Here is a 19705-nt window from a genome sequence, read left to right as displayed (position 1 = left end):
GGCCGACGTGACGCGGCAGTCACCGACCTGTCGACGGTCTTTACGGCGCAGTGAGGGGCGCGTCGCGGCCGCGGTGCCGCTCCTACGGCGTAGGAGCCCCCGGCCGCGGCGCGTCGGTCAGGCAGCGGCCTGCGCGTCGCCCTTGCGATTTTCAAAATACCGCACCGCGGTATAGGTGAGCCAGCCCAGCAGCCCCATCGCCGCGATAAAGCCACCATAGGCCAATGGCCATGGAATCCCGGCAGTCATCATCGAAAACTCGGACATACCGCCGATCCCCGCCAGGATATTCAGCGGCATGAATACCACACCAAATACAGTCATCTTGCTCAACCGCTTATTCTGGTTGATGTTGATCACGCCGATCGTGGCATCCATCAGAAAATTGATCTTGTCGAAAAGAAAGGCCGTGTGACTGTTGAGTGAGTCGATGTCGCGTAGAATCTGTCTGATCTCATCCAACTGAGGCGGCAACAGGATCTTGCACCGCATCAGGAACGACAGCGCCCGTTGGGTGTCCAGAATATTGCCCCGGATGCGCCCGTTGAGGTCCTCCTCTTCGGCAATGTCGGCCAGAATGCTGGCCGCTTCATTATCACTCAAGTTCTTGCTTAACACCTGGCGCCCGACCTTGCCGAGCGTGGCATAGATATCTTCCAATGAATCGGCCGAATATTCCACATCCGTGGCATACAGATCGAGCAGCACATCTTTGGCGTCGGCCACATAGTCCGGCTGGGTACTGGCGCGGCGGCGCAGCAGGCGAAAGACCGGGAGTTCCTCATTGCGCACTGAGAACAAAATGCCCTGATGAAGAATGAAGACGACCGGCACGCTGCGCGCATCGCCCTCGCGGTCGAGCAGGAAATTGGAGTGCAGATGGATGGCCTGCTCTTCATCGACCTGGAACCGCGAGCTCACCTCCAGGTCTGTCGCCTCACCCGGGTCCGGCAGCAGCAGGCCATAGTGCTTCCCGACCGCGGTGCGCTCGGCCTTGGTGGCATTCAGCAGATCGATCCAGATGGTACGCAAGTCCGCCAGGTCCTGCCGCCGATGGATGCCGACCTGCCGCAAGCGCCCCTCCACCAACTCATAGGCAGTCATCTGGCTCTCGGAGAATTCGGGCTCCTCGGTCCCCACCAACTGTTCCGCCAGGCGGTCCGAGACCTCCCAGAGAATGTCGCTTTGGCGCTCCGGGGCCACCTCAATCCAAAGGCGTGCAACCTCCTCGGCGGGCAGCGATTCCAGGGCCGCAGCGATCTCACCGGCCGGCAATTGGCTCAATAAATTGTGCAGCTCACCCAGGTGTTGACGTTGTACAATGGTTTCCACCAGTGCCTGCCGCGGCTGGTGCTGACCATGGACCAGGTCTTCCACCAGCCGTTGCTTCTTGAGCAGCTCAATCATTCTTTCCCGGGACATCGCTCTGATCCTACTTTAGCTATCGTGTCATCGGTTGGTCGCGCTGGCGGAGTCCGAAGTGGATGCAACGGCGCGTACACGCCGAACCCGCTCGCCCGATTGCCAGGCGCGGGGTCGTGGTTGCGCCATGGTAACGAACGGCGCCGGCCGACATAGTGCAACAATGATGCAACAAAATCCGGAATTTCCGCTCACCAAAGCACCAAGCCAGCGAAGAAATACCATAGAATGTATTCAGATGCCGGCCCAGGCGCTGGCCGGACACCTCAAGCACCAGGTCCGGCGCGCGGTGGCTGGCAAAAATAGGCCACCCCAACATAATAGTCCGGCACCTCCGGATCGAAACGCCGCTTGAACGGCGCAAAGCGGTCGAAACCGAACTGCTTGAAACCGCAGGCATACGGCAGCCGCGCGATGACCTCCAGGTAGCGTTGGTTGAGCGCCGGCGGCAGCCCCCCGCGAAAGGTCAACAGCGCCACGCGACAGCCGTACGTCACGCCGGGATCGATCGTCCGGCGCCGGGCGGAAATGATGAACACGGCGTAGCCCTGGCGGCGAAGATAGTAATCGAATACCGGGTCATGGGTCATCACCTGCAGCGTCGGACAGGCTTGTTCAGCAGCGAACTGCGCAATTGCAGCGAGCACCTGCGCATAGGGCGTATTCCAACTCCCTTTCACGGTATCGTGATGGTTGATGACATTCGCCACCCCCCCGAGATTGCCAATCGCCAGCGTGATGAATAATATCACTACCAGGACGCGATGCTTGACAAGGCGAAACAACTCGACCTGAAAGACGCCTTGCAGGGAAGCCAAGGTCACCAGATTACGACCCTTTCCGGTCAATCGGGCAGCATAGAGTGCCAGGCTGCCCAACACAAACAGCGACGTCACGGCTCCGCCGCGCAGCCTGCGCCAGTTGAGCGCCGCGTGGCCCAGCAGCAGGCCGTTGCACAGGATCAGCATGATCCCGAAAAATGCAACCGGCAGCGCCCCCTGGTTACTCATCAGATAGAGCCCAAGACCCTGGGTTGCACCGCTCCAGCCGGCGATCTGCGCGCCGCCGCGGGGAAGTTGCTCGGTAAGTAATACGAACAATTGCGGCGCACACAGCAACAGGGTGAGACTACCACTCACAAGAATAATGAGGGCCTCATCCCGCAGCTGTGATCGCCTTTGATACAAGGCAACCAGGAAGGCTGGCGGCACCAACAGCAGTGCCGCGTACCCGAAAAAGAAGAGGGCCGCGGCAAGCAGGAAAAATGCCCCCCAGAAGCGCAACGGCGCGCGCGGATTGGCGATCAGGAGTATTGCCGCAAGATTGATCAACGGGAGAAAATAGGCGTACCATCGCAGGCCGCTGGCCCACAACAGGCTGGCCGGGTTAAGGCAAATGGCGAAATAGGCAAAGGCACTGACGCGCCACGACGCCTGACGTTGCACCATCAACCACAGACCCCAAATCGAGAGCGCCGCCAGCGCCGCGTTAAACGCGCGCACCACAGACCAGTCGCCAAACACCCGGAACAGGACCAGATTGGCCAAATACTGGCCCGGTGGGTGAATATCAACACGCCTGACGGCATCCAGCAACGCACCGACTGAGGGTGCGTATTCCACCAGACCGATATTATAGAATTCGTCGTCATACCCGGGGCTCAGATACGCCACCAGGACGTACAAACCCAGTATCGTGATGAGTCCGCCGACCGCCGCCATCATCCTGGATTGCACTACCGCCACTGCCATCGCCTCACCTCACTTGGGCCCCCATTCACGCGGGGGTACGCTGGGCTGGCGCACCGCGAACGCGTGGTACGACCATCGGCGCCCCAGAGGGTGGACTCGCGGCACCGGCAGCGTCCCCCCTGACGTCGACTACCGATACTTCCGCAAATACCACCATTCGAATGCGCGCTTGAGCCAATGGAAGAGGCGCAATGACGGCAACACGATATTAAACTTCCGCGTGCGCCCGACCAGCATGCCGCTGTCATTGGCATCGACGATACAGAGCAGTTCCACCCGAAAGGTCGCAGCGGGCGTCTGACCCTGCAACTCGGCGACCAGGTTGCGGGCGGCGGCGCGCGCCTGGAGGTCCGCCATGTGGCCCTGCTTAGGCATCCAGTCCGGACCCGGGAAGCTGCCCGCATCGCCGGCCACATAGACCCGCGCGAAGCCCGGCACCCGGCACTGTGCATCGGCCTGGAGCAGGCCGCCGGGGGAGCGCGGCAGGTCGGTCGCGTCGAACCAGGCGTTGCCGGTCATGCCGGGCATGAAAATGATCAGGTCCGCGTCGAAGGCCCCCGCCTCGGTGGTGACCTGCCGCTCGCTGAAACCCTTGAGCTTGTGGCCCAGATGCGTCTCGATGCCGCGCCGGGCCATCTCCTGGAGCAGGCGGTCCACGGCCTTGGGTCCCAGGCGATTGCCGGGACGCTCGGCTGGGGTGAAGAAGACGAGCTTGAAGCGCTCGCGCCGCCCTTCCTGGCGCAGTTGCGTGTCCATGCCGAACAGGAACTCGAAAATGGGCCCGCCGCGCATCGAACTGGGCTCATTGGGATTGCCGGCGAAGCCCATGGCGATGGTGCCGCCGTCCATGGCCCGCACCCGGTCGCGGATGGCCTGCGCGGCGGCAATGCCCTCGCAAGGGGTGATGGCGTGTGCGATCCCGGGGAGCTTCGTGATGAAGCGCCCGCCGCTGGCGATGACCAGGCCGTCGTTGTTGATGGAACCGACGCTGGTCTCCAGGGTCCGGCCGCCGTTGGTGAGCCCGGTGACCTCGGCCGCGACGTGTGTGACCTGCTGGCGCTTGAAGAAGCGCTTCAGGTCGATGCGCAGGTCCTCCCCGGTGCGCCGTCCGCTCGGGACCCAGATCAGACCGGGGTGGTACACAAACTCAGCCCGGGGACTGACGACCGTCAGGTCGGCACTCAGGCCAGACGCGCGCAGTTGCTTGACAGCGGTCAGGGCACCGAAGCCCGAGCCGACGATGGTGATGCGATGCATGGGGGCCTCCGAGGCGGACAGGCGGGACGGACAGGCGGGGTCGGCCGCCGGGACCGACGCGGTGGATTGTAGCGCCATCCCGGGCGCGCGATCCCGCACGAATCGCGCTCTCGCGGCGGCCTGGTTGATCGCGCAGCGGCTGGGTCAGTCGCGCGGCGGCTTGGCCGTCGCGAGCTGCGGTTCCAGCACCGGCCAGACGTTGTCCAGGATACGCGGCTGGGCGGCGGCGGCCGGATGCAGACCGTCGGCCTGCATCAGGTCGGGGTCCTCGGCCACCCCGGCGAGCAGAAAGGGCACCAGCGGCACACCGGCGCCCCGCGCCACGTCCTGGAACACGACTTGAAAGACCCGGTTGTAAGCCGCACCGTAGTTGGGCGGCATCTGGATGCCGAGGAGCAGGACCTGGCTGCCGGCGGCCTGCCCCAGCCGGACCATCGCGGCCAGGTTATCGCGGATCAGCGGGGTGGGCAGGCCGCGCAATCCGTCATTGGCGCCGAGCTCGATGAGCAGGATCGCCGGGCGGTGGCGTTGCAGGAGTTCCGGCAGGCGGGTCAGGCCCCCCATGGTGGTGTCCCCGGAGATGCCGGCATTGACCACCCGAAAGTCCAGGCCGCGTTCATTCAGCCGCCCTTGGAGCAGGGCGACCCAGCCGTCCTGCAAGGCGATCCCATAGGCGGCACTCAGGCTGTCCCCCAGGACGAGAATCACCGGCGCCTGCGCACAGGCGGGGAGCGGCAGCGCCGCGCTCAAGGTCAACAAGGCAATCCACATCAGGCGCATCATGACAGTCAATCCGGTCGCAGTCGTAGCCAGTGCCCAGGGGTTGGGCAAACATGTTACCGGTCCGAGCGGTACCTTGACCATTCTGGAGGGGCTCGACCTCCAGGTCCAGGCCGGCGAGGCGGTGGCCATCCTCGGCGCCTCCGGCTCCGGCAAATCGACCCTGCTCGGACTCCTGGCCGGACTCGATAGCGCCAGCTGCGGCGAAGTCTGGCTCTGCGGTCAGCAACTGCGCGGGCTCAATGAGGACGGCCGGGCGGAGCTGCGCGCCGGGCGGGTCGGCTTCGTGTTCCAGAGTTTCCAACTATTGCCTACCCTCACCGCCCTGGAAAACGTCTTGCTACCGCTGGAACTGACCGGCAACGAGGACGCGGCAAGCCGGGCGGACGAGGCCCTGGAGCGAGTGGGACTGACGCCGCGCGCCGGTCACTACCCGCGCCAGCTCTCCGGCGGCGAGCAGCAACGGGTGGCGATTGCCCGCGCCTATGCCCCGCGCCCGGCAGTCCTGTTTGCGGACGAGCCGACCGGCAACCTGGATGAGGCGACCGGCGAGCACATCATCGACCTGCTGCTCGACCTGCGCGCCGAGTCCGGCGCCGCCCTGGTACTGGTCACCCATGATGCGCGCCTGGCAGAGCGCTGCGACCGGCGACTGCGGATGCACGACGGGGCGCTGGAGGCGATGGCATGACCCCCTCGACGTGGCGAATCACCCGGCGTTTGCTGCGTCAGGACTGGCGCAGCGGCGAGCTCTATCTGCTGGGCGCGGCCCTGATCCTGACGGTGGCGGCGATTACCGCAGTCGGCTTCTTCACTGACCGGATCGAGACGGGCATGATCCGTCAGGGCGGAGAGTTGATCGCCGCTGATCTGGCCGTCGATGGTTCCTCGCCGGCCCCCGCGGACTATCTGGAGGAGGCAACCCGCAGAGGGCTCGTCCGTGCCCGCACGCAGGAATTTCCCAGCGTGGTCATGGGCCGCGAGGGCCCGCAATTGGTCCAGGTGAAGGCCGCCGAGGCACCCTATCCGCTACGCGGCCGGCTGCGGGTGCACGACGGATTCAGCGCGGAAGAGCGGACCGTGGAACAGGGGCCACCACCCGGACAGGTCTGGGTGGAGGCGCGTCTGCTGCGGCTGCTGGGAGCGCAGATCGGTGAGGAAGTCGGCCTGGGCGAGTCGCGGCTGCGCATCGGTGCCATCCTGAGCTATGAGCCGGACCGCGGCGGGAACGTCTTCCAACTCGCCCCGCGGGTGCTGCTGAATGCGGCGGACCTGCCGGCGACCGGCCTGGTCGGCCCGGCCAGCCGGGTCAAACATCGGCTGCTGCTGGCGGGTGACATCGGCGCGGTGGACGCCTATTCCACTTGGCTCAAATCCCGCCTGCCGGTCAACCTGACGCTGGTGGACGGGCGCACCGCGCGCCCCGAGTTCGAGTCCGCGCTGAACCGCGCCTCGCGCTTCCTGCACCTGGCAACCCTGGTGACGCTGCTGGTGGCCGGCAGCGCAATCGCGCTAGCCAGCCGGCGGCTGGTGGAGCGGCAGATCGACGCAGTGGCCATCATGCGCTGCCTGGGGGCGCCGCGACACCTGCTGATGCGGGTCTTCGTGCTGCGCCTGGCCCTGTTTGGACTGGGCGCCAGCCTGGTGGGCTGCCTCTTCGGCTGGCTGGGGCAGCTCGGACTGGTGGCGACCCTGGCCGATTGGTTCGGGGCGAACCTGCCGCCGGCCTCCTGGCGGCCGGCGCTGGTGGGGGTGGCGACCGGGATGATTGCGCTGCTCGGCTTCGCCGTGCCACCCTTGCTGCAACTGACGCAGGTGTCGCCCCTGCGCGCCCTGCGCCGCGACCTGGGGACACCGCGCGCCTCCGCCACCGTGGCGGTACTGGGGGCGGTGGCCGCGCTGGCCCTGCTGATCCTGTGGCAGGCGCGCGACCCGGACCTGGCCTGGAAGCTCTTGGGCGGCGTGGCACTCACCGTCGGCACCCTGGTGGTGTCGGTGCTCGCGCTGGTACGGCTGGCGCGCGGGCTCGCCGGGCGCACCCGCGGGGTCTGGCGGCTGGGGTTGGCGGCCCTGACCCGGCGACCGACCTTCGCGGTGCTGCAGATCGCCGGCTTCGGGCTCGGCATCCTGGCCCTGCTGCTGCTGGCGGTGGTGCGGGTGGATCTGCTGAAGACCTGGCAGGCGGGTCTGCCCCCGGGCACCCCCAACCACTTCCTGATCAACATCCAGCCGCAGGAGGTGGAGCCCCTGCGCGCCTTCCTGCGCGCACAGGGGATCGCCCAGCCGGACCTGTTCCCGATGATCCGCGGGCGCCTGGTCCGCATCAATGACCGGCTGGTCAAGCCCTCGGACTACCAGAACCCGCGCGCCGAGGGCCTGGCCGCACGCGAGTTCAACCTGAGCTTCGCCGACCGGCCCCAGACCGACAACCGCATCACCGCCGGTCAGTGGTGGCCCGCCGGCACGACCGAGCCGGCGTTCTCGGTCGAAAAGGGACTGGCCGAGACCTTGAACATCAAACTGGGCGACCGGCTGACCTTCTTCGTCTCCGGCCATGAGGTCACCGCCCCGGTGACCAGCCTGCGGGAGGTCCGCTGGGACAGCTTCAACGTCAATTTCTTCGTCGTCTCGCCACCCGCACTGCTGGGCGCAGAGTCCGCCACCTATATCACCAGCATCCACCTGCCGCACGAGCGGGAGGCCATGATCCCGGAGCTGGTGCGGCGCTTCCCGAGCGTCACCCTGCTCAACGTCGACGCGCTGCTCAAACAGGTACGCGCGGTGGTCGACCGCGGGGTGCTCGCGGTGGAATACGTGTTCCTCTTCACCCTGGCCGCCGGCGTGCTGGTGATGTTCGCCGGTATCCAGGCGAGCCTAGCGGAGCGGCGCACCGAGCACGGCATCCTGCGCACCCTGGGCGCCGGGCGCCGGGCGCTGCTCGGCAGCCTGGCGGTGGAGTTCACCGCCACCGGGCTGCTCGCCGGACTGCTCGCGTCCATCTTTGCGGAGCTGACCGGGTGGCTGCTGGCCGAGCGGCTGTTTGGGCTGCAATTCGGCTTCAACCCGGGGCTCTGGCTCACCGGGGTACTGGGCTCGGGGCTACTCATCGGCCTGGCCGGGACGCTCGCCACCTATCCGCTGCTGATCCGGCCGCCCTTGCAGACCTTGCGGCAGGCGGGGTGAGGAATCAGCGCCAGGCGATTTCCAACGATTCGCAGACCGCCAAGTGTAGGTGCGACTTAAGTCGCACCTACATCCTTGACACGGCGACAGGCCGCTAATCCTCAATCGTGTATCCCTGTTCGTGAAAGAGTCGCAGGCAGGCATCCACCACCGCCGCATCGAACGCGGTACCACGGTGCGCCATAATCTCGCTCAATGCCGCCTCAATACCCAATGCCATCCGATAGGGGCGCGGCGAGGCCATAGCCTCAACCACGTCGGCAACGGCGAGAATCCTGGACTCCAGCAACAGCGCATCCCGCGTCAGTCCCAACGGATAGCCCGATCCATCCAGGCGTTCGTGATGCTGCTGAATGATCTTGGCAATAGGCCATGGAAAGCTGATGCCTTTGAGTATATTGAAGCCGATCGTCACATGCTCTTTGATCAGGTTAAATTCGTTGTCACTCAGACGCCGGGGCTTCACCAGTATTTCACTCGGGATGCCGATCTTACCGAGATCATGGATCGTCGCCGCCAGATGCAGGCCGTGAATGACCCCAGGGGCCAACCCCAGTTCCAACGCAATGGCGGAGCTGAGATTGGCCACCCGCCGCTGATGGCCTGCGGTGTAGGGGTCGCGCTGGTCGATGGTGTCGGCAATGACCTGGATGGTTTGCTCCAGGCTGTCCCGCAAATGGAGCTGATACTGTACCTTTTCGATTTCAGTGCGCAGGGTCTTGATGCCGAAGCTGATGTCGGCCGCCACCTCCTGTAATAGCTGGCGTTCCGGAGCCGACCAGGCATCGCGACTGGCACTGTAGAGGTTCAAGCAAGCGACTGTCCCATTTGGCAGCCGAAACGGCACGGCGATGCTCGACCGGTAGCCGCGCTGCAAGGCCGCGGTCCGCCATGGCAACATGGTCGGATCGGTATCAATATCAGCGCAGAACTGGACCTCACCGGTGCGGATGGCGCGGCCCGTGGGACCATCACCGGGCCCGGTGTCCGCCCAGGTGAATTGGCCTGACGCCAGATAGCCGTCATCGCGCCCATAGCGGGCGATCGGTTGGATGCGGCTCTCCGGCCCGCTGTCCGCCAGCCCCACCCAGGCCATCAGGTAGCCGCCGGTTTCCACCGCGATTCGGCAATATTCGTCGAGCAGGATGGTTTCAGTCGTGGAGCGCAGCAACGCGACGTTGCTTTGGCTCAAGAATTTGAGCGTCCGCGTGGTGGCCAGTAAATCGACTTCCAAGAAATGCCGCTTGGAATTATCACGGATATTGCACTGAATAACGTCGACACCATCGCAGTCATACACATTGCTGATAAACTCGACGAAAATGAGCTGCCCGTCTTTCCTCTCCAACGGCAGGTCACTGTAGCGGATATAGCGATTGGTTTGCAGCTCAATGAACGCCTCCTTATTTAGCTTGGTGTCTCTGAAGGCACCAATATCCCACAGCGTCCGCCCCACCAGCTCTTCGTGCGAATAGCCGATGATGTTGATCAAGAAGGGATTGGCATCCTCGATCTCCGAGGTTTCGGCATTGAGGATCAGGATACCGTCTTGCGCCGATTCAAACAGGCGGCGGTAGCGTGTTTCAGAAAATCGCAGCGACCTATCAATGATGGCTCGACTATCGCATGGCAATTCACTCATGGCGACCTCCAAAGCTGATGAAAAGCGTCATCTGCGACATTTCGGGTTGGCGGCGCAAACCTTGCAGCGGACGTAATTGAGACCGTTTGCGCGTCACCTTCCCTTGTGCACCGCCGCCGTCCCGGCGCGACTGCCCGACCAGGGACAGGTCGGCTCGGTGATCTCCAGGGCGATCGCCACCACCTCGGTGGAGAGGTTCAGGAGCCGCCCCTGGATCAGGGCAAACAGTAGAAACAGATCCAGCTCGCGCCGCATCAGGTAGGCCAAGGCACGCGTCACGCCGGACGGGCTATGGCGCAGCAGCGCGGCGGCCTCATGGGCGACGTAGCGGCCCATGCGCCGCTGGACATCAATAATCGTACTGCATTCGGCGCTCAGTGCGTCGAGCGGCGGCGGCAGGGCCGCCAACACCCCGGCGAAGGTCTCGATATTCACCAGCTTCAACAGGCGCTCCCGATGCATCAGGCGCATCGACGGGACCAGTTGGTAGAAGGTCTCCGAGGGTGAAAGCTGGTAGGAAAAGCGAAAACGTAACAGCCACATCAGCGCGACCCGGTCCAGGTCCGCACCAATCAGGCGTTGTAGAGGGTGCTGGCTCGCGTCGTGAAATTGCATCAGTCGGCGGACCAGACCGACGTAATAGCACTGATCGATGGCCGCCTCCAGGGCGAAGGGCTCGCGCCGCTGTTCATAGATCTCGCGCGCCTGACGGGCGATCAGGCGCAGGGGCCCGGCCTCTAATTGGCGCAGCAGTTCCAGCACATTCTCGGCGCGCAGCATCGCCTCATCGGGTAGACGCAGGAATGATTGCAGGTCGAACAGGCTGTCGCGGATCACCTGTTGATCCAGGTCATGGAGCTTGCCGCGGATCAGAGTTTTCAAGTTGAACAGTGCATACTTGCGACCCCAAGCGAGCACCAGTGCCCGCTCCACGGCCGTCATGGGCCGCACCAGGATCTGCAATTCGGCGAGCAACACCTGGATCAGGGTCTGTTCGATGGCGCGACCGCGGGTCTTGGCGCTCTGCTGCTCGTCGAGCAGCACGGTGAGCCCAAAGCGCTCGGCCAGTTCCGGCAATTGCATCTGCGACAGCTGCCCGATGGTGTCCGGATCGAACAGGCGCGTGGCCATCACCGACACACGGGTGTGCAGATAGGCTTGGGCGGCGGCGCTCATACAGTGGCCTAGCGGCTGGGGTCGATCAGGACCTGGAAGGCGGCATCCAGGGCTTGGTCCTCGCGCTGCTCGGCCTGGTCGCGCAACTGCAGATGGCGTTCATCGTAGCGGCGGCGCAACTCGGCGATGGTCTGTTCCGCGCGCTCCTCGGCCCTGGCGATGAAGGCGCGGTGCAGTTCGGGCAGCCGGGCGCTGAAACGCTCGTTCTCCGCCTTGGCGTCCGCCAGCGCCGTCTGGATGAGGCGCTCCTGCGCTTGCTCCGCCTGACTCGCGATCTGTTCCGCCCGCAGTTCGGCGGCCAACAGACGTTGCAGGGTGTCTTCCATCGCGGATACCTCGACCGGTTAGCTTAGACCGTGCATACCTTACGGCAACGACCGGAAGATTGCGCGGGCAATGCGCTTGAATCAGGGTCCGGGTCGCGTCAAGCACCCCAGAAAATCCAGCGTGATGTGTGCGGTGACACCCCACAAGAGCTCACCGTCGTACTCGTCGAAAAAGGCCACCTCACGCGCCTGGGGATGCCCCGGAGCCGGGTAGGGGCGCAGCCGATGGTGGTCCGGGACGGCGAGCCAGATGAGCGGGATGCTGAAGATACGGGAAACCTCGCGGGGCTCAGGCGTCAGGGCTTGGGGCCAAGGGATCTCGCCCACCACCGGGGTGATCAGAAACTGGCTGGCGGTGTATAAGGGCCGAAGCCGTCCCAGCACCCGCACCTGGTCCGGCGCCAGACCGATCTCCTCCTGCGCCTCACGCAGTGCGGTCGCGGTGCAGTCCGGGTCCCAGTCCTCCCGGCGGCCACCCGGAAACCCAACCTCGCCGCTGTGCCGGTCGTGGGCGTGCTCGGCACGGCGGATGAAGACCAGGTGCCAGGCGCCGTCTTGGCAATACAGCGGCAACAGCACGGCGGCGTGCTGGACCGAGGCGGTAGCCGCTGCACTCCCCGGGAGTTCTGCCCGCGGGCGGGCGTGGCAGATGTGCGGCCTCAGCCGTTCGCGGATCAGCTCACAGGTCAGCCGCGCGGGAGTTAAGTGTCCGTGCAATTTAGCCCCCCAACCGCCGCACCCGTTCGGCCTCCTCCTCCAGGCTGATGAAGCTCAACGCGATCCGTTGCGGGTCGCCGCTGCGGGCCGCGCGCTCCAGCGACTCGGTGGCCTCGTCCAGCGCCGGGACGCCGCAATAGCGCGTCGCCCCGCGGACCTGGTGGGCGTGTTCGGCGAGCCCATCCCAGTCGGCTGCGGTCATCGCCGCGCGCAACGCCGCGAGCTCATCCGGCAGCCCCACCAGCAGGGCGGCGAAGAGTTCTGCGGCGAGGTCCGCGTCGCCCCCGGCGACGGCCAGGGCGGCCACGGGGTCCCGCGCGGGGAGTGGGGAGAGATGGGCGATGACGGGATGGTGGTCCAAGGTCAGGCTCCTGGCGGTGTGAGTCGGCCAACACTCTAAGGGCAGACCACGGGGACAGTCCAGATGCGCGCGCAGGTCGCGGTCGCACAACCCGGGCGCGCGTACCGGTCGCAGTTGCTGTGACCGCACACCATGGTTACAATAGGCTTGGATCGGCTACTGTGGATGACTGCTGCCGATTAACGATATCCGACTCGACTTGGTGCGCTGCACCCCGCAATAGTAACCTTCAGACACATTGTTGCGATTACTTGGGGGCAGGGTGGGGCTGCCATTCCTTATATGGCACAGCTCGTGCTTGACTCCTTGACTTGCCCGATTCAAGGAGTCGCTTAGACTTTGAGGAGTCAACGCCGTGATCAAATCAAGAAACACGTTACCCGTTTTTGGCTGTGTCGCCGCACTACTGGCCGGGTGCGCCGCCGTCGGCCAACCCGGCGAAAACCCCGGCCCGGTCCCACCGCGCATCGTTTCGGGGAAGGACGGTCGCACCTGGGATAATCCATCTGCCTTCGGAAAAGTCCCGCCCGGACGCGAGGAAGAAGGCAGAGACACCTGCCAAAAGGCCGACTTCGACCACGCCACCGGCTACCACCCAGATGCCCGTAACTACTATGGCGGAAAAATCCCGCGCGGTGGGTTTTACTGCGTTGGCAGAAAGGACAACAAGAAGGACTCGTCCTAGTCGTCTGGGGACTAATCCGGTTCAGGCCACAACGCCAGCGCTCAACCGTTAGGGACAGAGAATTCCTGACGGGCGCAACTGGGCTGCGACCCGAGAGTCGACGCGGCGGGGCTCGAGCGACCGCCGTTCGGCGCGCAACACCCGACAGCTCGCCTGCCATTCCACGTGTCCGCCATAGACCATCAAACGGTGAGACCGGGCGGCTAGGACCGGGACTTTCTCGCAAACCCGGCCCAAACCTCCGTCATTCGGGCTTTTTTCAGCGCGTCCTCAAACGCCTGGACCCGCGGATCGGGCGTTGTGCTCCCTCCCCCGGCATCGGCTACCGCCACCCAGAGGGAGCGCTGCGGCGTACATCTATGGCAACCAAATGCTCCAAGGCCTGGCCACCAGCGATCGCTTAAATCGCACCGGCGGAAGCCGCAAGTGCCGGCCGTGGCGCGGACCCCCAGGCCCGATGGCGCGCCGAACGGGTACACTAGGCCCCCAACGGCCGGGCCCCGCACGAGCGGCCTCGGCACCCCATCACTGCCCGGAACCTTCGCATGATCTCGCTTCTGGACTATGGCGCCGGCAATGTCCGCAGCCTGCGCAACGCCATCCACTCCCTTGGATTCGAACTCACGGAAATCGAACGACCCGAGGATATCCTCAAAGCGCAGCGCCTGATCTTCCCCGGCGTCGGTGCCTTCGGGGCGGCCATGGAGCGCCTGCACCGACTGGGTTACGTGGAGCCGCTCAAGGAGTATCTGGCCGCCGGACGGCCCTTCCTGGGGATCTGTATCGGACTCCAGACCCTGTTTGAGGGGAGCGAGGAATCCCCGGGCGTGGCCGGACTCGGGCTGATCCCGGGGCTGATCCGTCGCTTCGACGATCCGACGCTTTCGGTCCCTCATATGGGCTGGAACGGGGTGCGGGTCGAGCGCCCCTCCCCTCTGTTCACCGACTATCAAGGGGAAAAGTTCTATTTCGTCCACTCCTACCGCGCCGAGCCAGACGCCCAGAACGCGCCCTGGCGACTCGCGACCACGGACTACGGCCGGCCCTTTCTGAGTGCGGTGAGCCGCGGGCGGGTGACAGCCGTCCAGTTCCACCCGGAGAAGAGCGGGGCGGCAGGACTCAAGCTGCTCAAGCACTTCCTGGCCGGTGAGGAGCAGGACGCGCTGTCCCAGGCTGCCAGGGCGAGCACCGCGGAACCGACCCGCCTCGCCAAGCGCATCATTGCGTGTCTGGACGTGCGCGCCAACGACCAGGGCGACCTGGTGGTGACCAAGGGCGACCAGTACGACGTCCGCGACAAGGGCGAGGGTGGCGAGGTGCGCAACCTCGGCAAGCCGGTGGAACTGGCCGCACGCTATTATGCGGAGGGGGCCGATGAGGTCACCTTCCTCAACATCACCGCCTTCCGGGACTTCCCACTGGACGACCAGCCGATGATGGAGGTGCTGCGCCGCACCTCCGAGCGGGTGTTCGTGCCGCTCACGATCGGCGGCGGCATCCGCGCCTTCACCGACGCCCATGGCCACCACCACTGCGCGCTCGACGTGGCGCACGCCTATTTTCGCTCCGGCGCGGACAAGGTTTCCATCGGCTCGGACGCGGTGGAGACGGTGATTGAGGTCCTGGCGCGGGGCGGCAAGGACGGCACCAGTTCAATCGAACAGATCGCCCGGGTCTATGGCAACCAGGCGGTGGTGATTTCCATCGATCCCCGCCGGGTCTATGTCGATTCCCCGGCGGCGACCCGGCATTTCACCGTGGCAACGACCACGCCCGGCCCGCACGGCGAGCGCTTCTGCTGGTTCCAATGTACGGTCAAGGGTGGACGCGAGGGGCGCGATCTGGACGTGGTCGAACTGGCGCGGGTCTGTGAAGACCTGGGCGCCGGGGAGATCCTGGTCAACAGCATCGACCGGGACGGGTCCGGGGCGGGCTTCGACTTGGAACTGATCCAGGCGGTGCGCAGCGCGGTGACGATCCCGGTGATCGCCTCCAGCGGGGCGGGACGGGTGGAGCACTTCTCGGAGGTCTTTGCCGCCACTGGCGTGGAGGCGGCGCTGGCGGCGGGGATCTTCCATCGGCACGAGGTACCAATCGAGGGGGTCAAGACCCATCTACGGGCTCAGGGGATCGAGACCCGGGCCTAGTGCCCACTCCCCGGCAGCGGGGGACCTCGGGTCCTGGTTCAACACGTCGGCGTGGAGAGCGGAAGGTTGCGGTACCCGGGCGTCCGAATCCTATTGACCTTGCTGGCGATGTGCCTGGTCCTCGCCGGCTGCGCCGCGGGCGGCGGCGCCGGTTCCAACGTTGGGACGCCGCTGGCGGCACTGGACCGGGACCAACTGCTTTCTGAGATGGCTGCCTGTCACCTGTTGCGCGTCGCCCAGACCTCAGAAAAGGCAGTCACCGACGCCACGGTGCTGACCGCCGCACGACGTTTCGATGTCGCCCTAGAGGCGGTGGTGGCGCGTGCCAACCAATTGGTCCAGCACTATCAGTCAAACGGCGCCGCCTTGGGCCGACGCGCCGTGCAGGCCTGCAACCGCCTGGCGACGCTGACCCAGGTCGCACCACGCTTGGTGCGTTTCGAGGAGAGCGGCCAGTCGCGTGGCGTCTGGCTGCGGGTCAATGCGGAAATCACGACCGGGTTCGCCGACCGGGTCATCCGCGAACTGCGGGCCAGACGGGCGGTCGGGCTCATCATCAACAGCCCCGGCGGCTCGGTCTTCGAGGCACGTAAACTCGGGCGCTATCTGCGGACCAATGGTCTGAGCTCGGCCGTCGATCAGATCTGCGTCTCGGCCTGTATCGACACGCTGGCCGGCGGGAGCGAACGCTATGCCACGCGCAACGCCCGACTCGGTATCCACCAGAGCCACGTCCCGGGCCGCTACAGCAGCCATGAGGGCGGCCAACTCTATGTGGCCGAATCCTTTCGCTACCTGCGCGAGATGGGCATCGACCCGGACGTGGCCATCGCCGCCGCCTCCATTCCCAATGACCAGATCCTCCTGATCCCGCTACGCGATGCACTCACCACCCACCTGCTGACGGGCGTGGTCGAGCGACTCTAGCCGGGAGACTGGCTGCTTGGGGAGGGCAAGTGCCCACAGACAAATGCAAACCGGAAGCGACCCGCAGTCCGGAATCAGGTGACCAGATGGAAAACACGCATCCCGGCGTTGTCCGGCGCCTTCGACTCGATAAGGTCCGGAGCTTCGACACGGCCGAAGTCGACTTTTCGCCCAGGGTGACGGTCCTCCTCGGCGAAAACGGCGCGGGCAAGACCACGATCGCCGAGATGCTTGCACTCCTGCTCGTACCCGCTGCGGAGCGCCCGCAGGTCAGCTTCCCGCTCCGACGGGGCACCGCACAGGGCCGGGCAGAGGTCTTCTTTGACGCAGACGACCACCCCGCCGCGGTCTGGGAGTCGGGGAACGACACCGGAGCCGAGCGGCGACCAAACCCGGGCCGTCCAGTCTTCGCCTATGGGCGATTCCGCCAGTTCTTCACCACCGATCAAGGCGAGCGCCGGCGCATCAATAACCCGGCGGAAGACCTAGGCGACCTCGCCCATTGGTCCCGGCGGAACTCGATCATCACCCTGTTTCGACCGGACGAACAACTGCTTCAAGAACTGTCGCGCGCACTGGTTGCGCTGCATTATGGGGCAGACACGCTCGCCGATCCGCGACTGGGTGCCGTGTGGAAGCGCCTGAACGCATCGCTCAAGACCCTGGACTGCGGATTCGAGCGCATCGAAATTGAGGAGGGCGAGTACGAATACTGCCCGCGGCTGCTGCGTAAGAAGGTCCGCTTGGCACCCAATGAGCTGTCCGACGGCTACCAGTCGGTGTTGGCCATGCTGTTCGACCTGGTGCTGCGCTACGCCTTCCGCTTCATCACCTTACCAGACCCGCTGTTGGCCGCGGCCACGATCGTCATCGACGAGATCGATCTGCACCTGAACCCGCGCTGGCAGCGCACCGTTCTGGCACAATTGACGGCACTCTTCCCCAATACCCAATTTATCGTCACCACCCATTCGCCGGCCGTGGTTCAAGCTGCGGTGGACGTCGGACACAGCATTATCAGCCTGACCGAATCCGGAGGTGTTTCCAAGGTGAAACCCCTCGGCCGCAACACGTTGCGCGATCTGAAGGGGGCGGAGATCGGCGCACTGCTGCTGGATCGGCGCCTGTTCAGCGTCGGCTCGCGTTATTCGTCGGAGTATTCAGCCATTGAGGATCGCATTGATGACCTGGAGAGCCGAATCGAGTCCGGCACTGCGACCGAGGCCGACGAGAAGCAGTTATTCAAAGACTTGGAGACGATGCAGGGACTCATGGCCAAGGACGAGGGCCGGCGCGCAGAGGGCGGTCTGATGGCACAGATGGCGGACCTGCGGCGCGCCTTTCTCCAGGACCTGGTTGAATTGAAATGGGAGCAGGAGAAAGGCGCATGAGGCGATTGGATCGGACCGGCATTGTGCCTTCGGCCGACTGGGACAAGCGACTAAAGCGCAATCTGCCGGACCGGGACGCCTTTTTCGCCAAGGAGGCGGCGCTTGAAGCCCTTGATCTCAATGATCCGGTGAGGCGCAAGGGGTTTTCGGCCTTCGCGCCCGAGGTGCTGAAACAGACCATCAAGGGCCACGGCTTCCCGGTCCTGTGGGGTGCGGCCAAGAAGACTCTGGCCGCGATGAGTCACCACAAGTGCGCCTATTGCGAGTCACCGATCAATGCCGAGCGCTCGGCTCATGTGGAACATTTCAGGCCCAAGTCACTGTTCCCATCACTCTGTTACGACTGGGAGAATTATTTCCTGTCGTGTAACGGATGCAATGGGCAGAAGTCGGATAAGTGGCCGGCGCAGGGGGACTATGTCAGGCCGGATGAAGGCGAGCCGGCGTCGCGATTTCTGTTTTCGCGGGACGGCGGGGTTGAGGCTGTGCCGGGGGATGCAGAGGCCGAGAACACCATCAGGGACCTGGGGCTCGATCGCGCCTGGCTGTGCCGATGCAGACGCTTGGCGCTGGGATCGGTCTTGGAAGATATCGAGGATACTTTCGGCTTATTGGCCGAGAGCCCCGAACTGGAGGAAGCGATCATGCGACTGATTGATAAGCAAGTCGCAAGGATCGCGGGAAAGCCGGAACTGGCTTATTCGACCGCCTTGCTTCAGTGTGTACAGCACGCATTGAAGCAGACGCGTGCCGAGCGGTCTGCTGTCCCGAAAGAGTGAGAAACAAGTCAGGCTACGAGGTCGTCGATCCGCATAGCGGACCCTACCCGGCTTGCCCCGACTGTCTTGATTGTCGTATCGGCCTCTCCGTTGACAGTGAATAAGAAGCGCCGGGGCGGCCAGATTGGGAACCTTTTGAAGCTCCTGCCAACGATCCAAAGTTGAATTATTCATTAATTTCGCCAGTGCCGTCTCGACCTTCTTCCGATACGCCAGCGGCATATCGACCTCAGTCTCCAGGCACTGCGCAGCCAACAAAACAGTTGTCGGCTTATTGACCTTCAACAGCCGTTTGACGACCCTCCCGCTATCCGTCCCCGGCACCCCAGCCGCCAGGACTATAACCTCGTGCCACCAGTCGTCCGCATACTTGCCAGTCAAGGCGTCGAACTGCCGACGACGCACATAATCCAGGGCAGTCAGGTACTCCTGAAAGGTCAGGTGGGCAAATGCGTAATACCCCGGGCGACGCTCCACCAACATGCCGGTCCGATCCCGGATCTCGTCGAGCATCCGGCTTGCCGGGCGACCGGCCGAGGTCCGGCAGGACCCGCGCAAACTCCTCCGCAACCTCCGACTCCGCTAGCTCCGCCGCGTGCGCGTCGTGCAGGCGCCGCGCCACGCCCATCAGCAGCCGCCGCTTGGCGACCGCATCCAGGGTGCCGATGGCAGTGTCGCCCGCGAACTTGGCCCGGTCCCATTCGTAGAGCAGTGCATCCGTGCACTTGTCGTAGAGGGTCGCCCGATGCTCGGGGATGCTGTGGCCCAGAAATCGGTGGACCACGCACAGGATGGTGGCGAGCAGTGGGTTGACGGCGATCCGCTGGATAGGGCGGCTGCGGGCGATGCGGGCTTTGAGGTCATCGGCGGCGGTAGCCGCCTCGCGCTCCGCCAGGGCGCGCTCCTTGCCCAGTGACAGCTCGGCCGCCAGACACCAGCGGTCGATATAGACCCCGACCTCGGACTGGGTGAGATCGGCCAGTTCATGCACAGCGAACCCGTCGAGCTGACCCGCGAGATTATCCTTGCGACCGACGGGGCGACTGGTGATCAGGGTGCGCACTACGCCCTCGCGGGCGATGAATGCGGAGACGGAGGCGGTCAATTCGCGACGCAGGGCCTCCGGTGCCTCGTCTAATCCGTCGATCATCAGGAGGGCGC

The 19705-nt window shown here is 64.8% G+C and carries 17 protein-coding genes; 7 read left to right on the top strand and 10 right to left on the bottom strand.

Features of this window, described 5'->3' with window-relative positions:
* Nucleotides 1–117 precede the first annotated feature (117 nt).
* The 4 genes from QZY44_RS31795 to QZY44_RS31780 form a co-directional block, all read right to left on the bottom strand.
* Nucleotides 118–1422: a magnesium and cobalt transport protein CorA gene (locus tag QZY44_RS31795; protein ID WP_295457038.1), complete on the bottom strand. Its 1305-nt coding sequence runs from the start codon at nucleotides 1420–1422 to the stop codon at nucleotides 118–120.
* A gap of 266 nt (nucleotides 1423–1688) precedes the next feature.
* A complete protein-coding gene (locus tag QZY44_RS31790) occupies nucleotides 1689–3017 on the bottom strand; it encodes a hypothetical protein (protein WP_295457036.1) in 1329 nt (442 codons plus the stop codon).
* Nucleotides 3018–3302: 285 nt separating this feature from the next.
* Nucleotides 3303–4430: an FAD-dependent oxidoreductase gene (locus tag QZY44_RS31785; protein ID WP_295457034.1), complete on the bottom strand. Its 1128-nt coding sequence runs from the start codon at nucleotides 4428–4430 to the stop codon at nucleotides 3303–3305.
* A 144-nt stretch (nucleotides 4431–4574) separates the two neighbouring features.
* Entirely contained in the window at nucleotides 4575–5213 is a 639-nt protein-coding gene (locus tag QZY44_RS31780; protein WP_295457032.1) for an arylesterase, read from the bottom strand.
* Between QZY44_RS31780 and QZY44_RS31775 the strand changes: the two genes are divergently transcribed.
* Nucleotides 5212–5901, top strand: coding sequence for an ATP-binding cassette domain-containing protein (locus tag QZY44_RS31775; RefSeq protein WP_295457031.1), 690 nt, complete (start codon nucleotides 5212–5214; stop codon nucleotides 5899–5901). The two genes, QZY44_RS31780 and QZY44_RS31775, sit on opposite strands and share 2 nt — an antisense overlap.
* Complete coding sequence (locus QZY44_RS31770; RefSeq protein WP_295457030.1) at nucleotides 5898–8393, top strand: FtsX-like permease family protein; 2496 nt, start codon at nucleotides 5898–5900, stop codon at nucleotides 8391–8393. Before QZY44_RS31775 ends, QZY44_RS31770 begins: the two co-directional genes overlap by 4 nt.
* Before the next feature lie 94 nt (nucleotides 8394–8487).
* Here QZY44_RS31770 and QZY44_RS31765 read toward each other — a convergent pair whose 3' ends face one another.
* The 5 genes from QZY44_RS31765 to QZY44_RS31745 all read right to left on the bottom strand — a co-directional run bounded on the left by QZY44_RS31765 (nucleotide 8488) and on the right by QZY44_RS31745 (nucleotide 12615).
* Nucleotides 8488–10035: an HD domain-containing phosphohydrolase gene (locus tag QZY44_RS31765; RefSeq protein WP_295457028.1), complete on the bottom strand. Its 1548-nt coding sequence runs from the start codon at nucleotides 10033–10035 to the stop codon at nucleotides 8488–8490.
* Between the two features lie 93 nt (nucleotides 10036–10128).
* Nucleotides 10129–11211 carry a V-type ATPase subunit gene (locus QZY44_RS31760; protein WP_295457026.1) on the bottom strand — a complete coding sequence of 361 codons (1083 nt, stop codon included), beginning with the start codon at nucleotides 11209–11211 and terminating at the stop codon, nucleotides 10129–10131.
* Between the two features lie 8 nt (nucleotides 11212–11219).
* Entirely contained in the window at nucleotides 11220–11537 is a 318-nt protein-coding gene (locus QZY44_RS31755) for an ATPase (RefSeq protein ID WP_295457024.1), read from the bottom strand.
* Nucleotides 11538–11618: 81 nt separating this feature from the next.
* Entirely contained in the window at nucleotides 11619–12254 is a 636-nt protein-coding gene (locus tag QZY44_RS31750) for a CoA pyrophosphatase (protein WP_295457022.1), read from the bottom strand.
* Nucleotide 12255: 1 nt separating this feature from the next.
* Nucleotides 12256–12615: an Hpt domain-containing protein gene (locus QZY44_RS31745; protein WP_295457020.1), complete on the bottom strand. Its 360-nt coding sequence runs from the start codon at nucleotides 12613–12615 to the stop codon at nucleotides 12256–12258.
* 355 nt (nucleotides 12616–12970) lie between these two features.
* On the opposite strand from QZY44_RS31745, the gene QZY44_RS31740 reads away from it, so the two are divergent.
* The 5 genes from QZY44_RS31740 to QZY44_RS31720 all read left to right on the top strand — a co-directional run bounded on the left by QZY44_RS31740 (nucleotide 12971) and on the right by QZY44_RS31720 (nucleotide 18544).
* Complete coding sequence (locus QZY44_RS31740; protein ID WP_295457018.1) at nucleotides 12971–13300, top strand: hypothetical protein; 330 nt, start codon at nucleotides 12971–12973, stop codon at nucleotides 13298–13300.
* Nucleotides 13301–13845: 545 nt separating this feature from the next.
* The gene (hisF, locus tag QZY44_RS31735; protein ID WP_295457017.1) at nucleotides 13846–15447 is read left to right on the top strand and encodes an imidazole glycerol phosphate synthase subunit HisF; all 1602 of its coding nucleotides are present in this window, start codon (nucleotides 13846–13848) and stop codon (nucleotides 15445–15447) included.
* Nucleotides 15448–15513: 66 nt separating this feature from the next.
* A complete protein-coding gene (locus tag QZY44_RS31730) occupies nucleotides 15514–16374 on the top strand; it encodes a hypothetical protein (protein WP_295457015.1) in 861 nt (286 codons plus the stop codon).
* A gap of 86 nt (nucleotides 16375–16460) precedes the next feature.
* The gene (locus QZY44_RS31725; RefSeq protein ID WP_295457013.1) at nucleotides 16461–17765 is read left to right on the top strand and encodes an AAA family ATPase; all 1305 of its coding nucleotides are present in this window, start codon (nucleotides 16461–16463) and stop codon (nucleotides 17763–17765) included.
* Nucleotides 17762–18544, top strand: coding sequence for a retron system putative HNH endonuclease (locus QZY44_RS31720; protein WP_295457011.1), 783 nt, complete (start codon nucleotides 17762–17764; stop codon nucleotides 18542–18544). The genes QZY44_RS31725 and QZY44_RS31720 overlap by 4 nt, the downstream gene beginning before the upstream one ends.
* Nucleotides 18545–18851: 307 nt before the next feature.
* Here the strand turns inward: QZY44_RS31720 and QZY44_RS31715 are convergent, their stop codons facing one another.
* Nucleotides 18852–19694, bottom strand: coding sequence for a hypothetical protein (locus QZY44_RS31715; protein WP_295457009.1), 843 nt, complete (start codon nucleotides 19692–19694; stop codon nucleotides 18852–18854).
* Between the last annotated feature and the right edge of the window lie 11 nt (nucleotides 19695–19705).

Source organism: uncultured Thiodictyon sp. (genome assembly GCA_903837595.1).
Classification (GTDB): Bacteria; Pseudomonadota; Gammaproteobacteria; order Chromatiales; family Chromatiaceae; genus Thiodictyon.
Note: the sequence above shows the minus strand (reverse complement) of the source record. Positions and strands in the feature narration are given on the sequence as shown.

Coding starts and splice junctions, on each gene's coding strand:
- QZY44_RS31795 (WP_295457038.1), bottom strand. CDS start 1,422: ATGTCCCGGGAAAGAATGATTGAGCTGCTCAAGAAGCAACGGCTGGTG.
- QZY44_RS31785 (WP_295457034.1), bottom strand. CDS start 4,430: ATGCATCGCATCACCATCGTCGGCTCGGGCTTCGGTGCCCTGACCGCT.
- QZY44_RS31775 (WP_295457031.1), top strand. CDS start 5,212: ATGACAGTCAATCCGGTCGCAGTCGTAGCCAGTGCCCAGGGGTTGGGC.
- QZY44_RS31780 (WP_295457032.1), bottom strand. CDS start 5,213: ATGATGCGCCTGATGTGGATTGCCTTGTTGACCTTGAGCGCGGCGCTG.
- QZY44_RS31770 (WP_295457030.1), top strand. CDS start 5,898: ATGACCCCCTCGACGTGGCGAATCACCCGGCGTTTGCTGCGTCAGGAC.
- QZY44_RS31765 (WP_295457028.1), bottom strand. CDS start 10,035: ATGAGTGAATTGCCATGCGATAGTCGAGCCATCATTGATAGGTCGCTG.
- QZY44_RS31760 (WP_295457026.1), bottom strand. CDS start 11,211: ATGAGCGCCGCCGCCCAAGCCTATCTGCACACCCGTGTGTCGGTGATG.
- QZY44_RS31755 (WP_295457024.1), bottom strand. CDS start 11,537: ATGGAAGACACCCTGCAACGTCTGTTGGCCGCCGAACTGCGGGCGGAA.
- hisF (WP_295457017.1), top strand. CDS start 13,846: ATGATCTCGCTTCTGGACTATGGCGCCGGCAATGTCCGCAGCCTGCGC.
- QZY44_RS31725 (WP_295457013.1), top strand. CDS start 16,461: ATGGAAAACACGCATCCCGGCGTTGTCCGGCGCCTTCGACTCGATAAG.
- QZY44_RS31720 (WP_295457011.1), top strand. CDS start 17,762: ATGAGGCGATTGGATCGGACCGGCATTGTGCCTTCGGCCGACTGGGAC.
- QZY44_RS31715 (WP_295457009.1), bottom strand. CDS start 19,694: ATGATCGACGGATTAGACGAGGCACCGGAGGCCCTGCGTCGCGAATTG.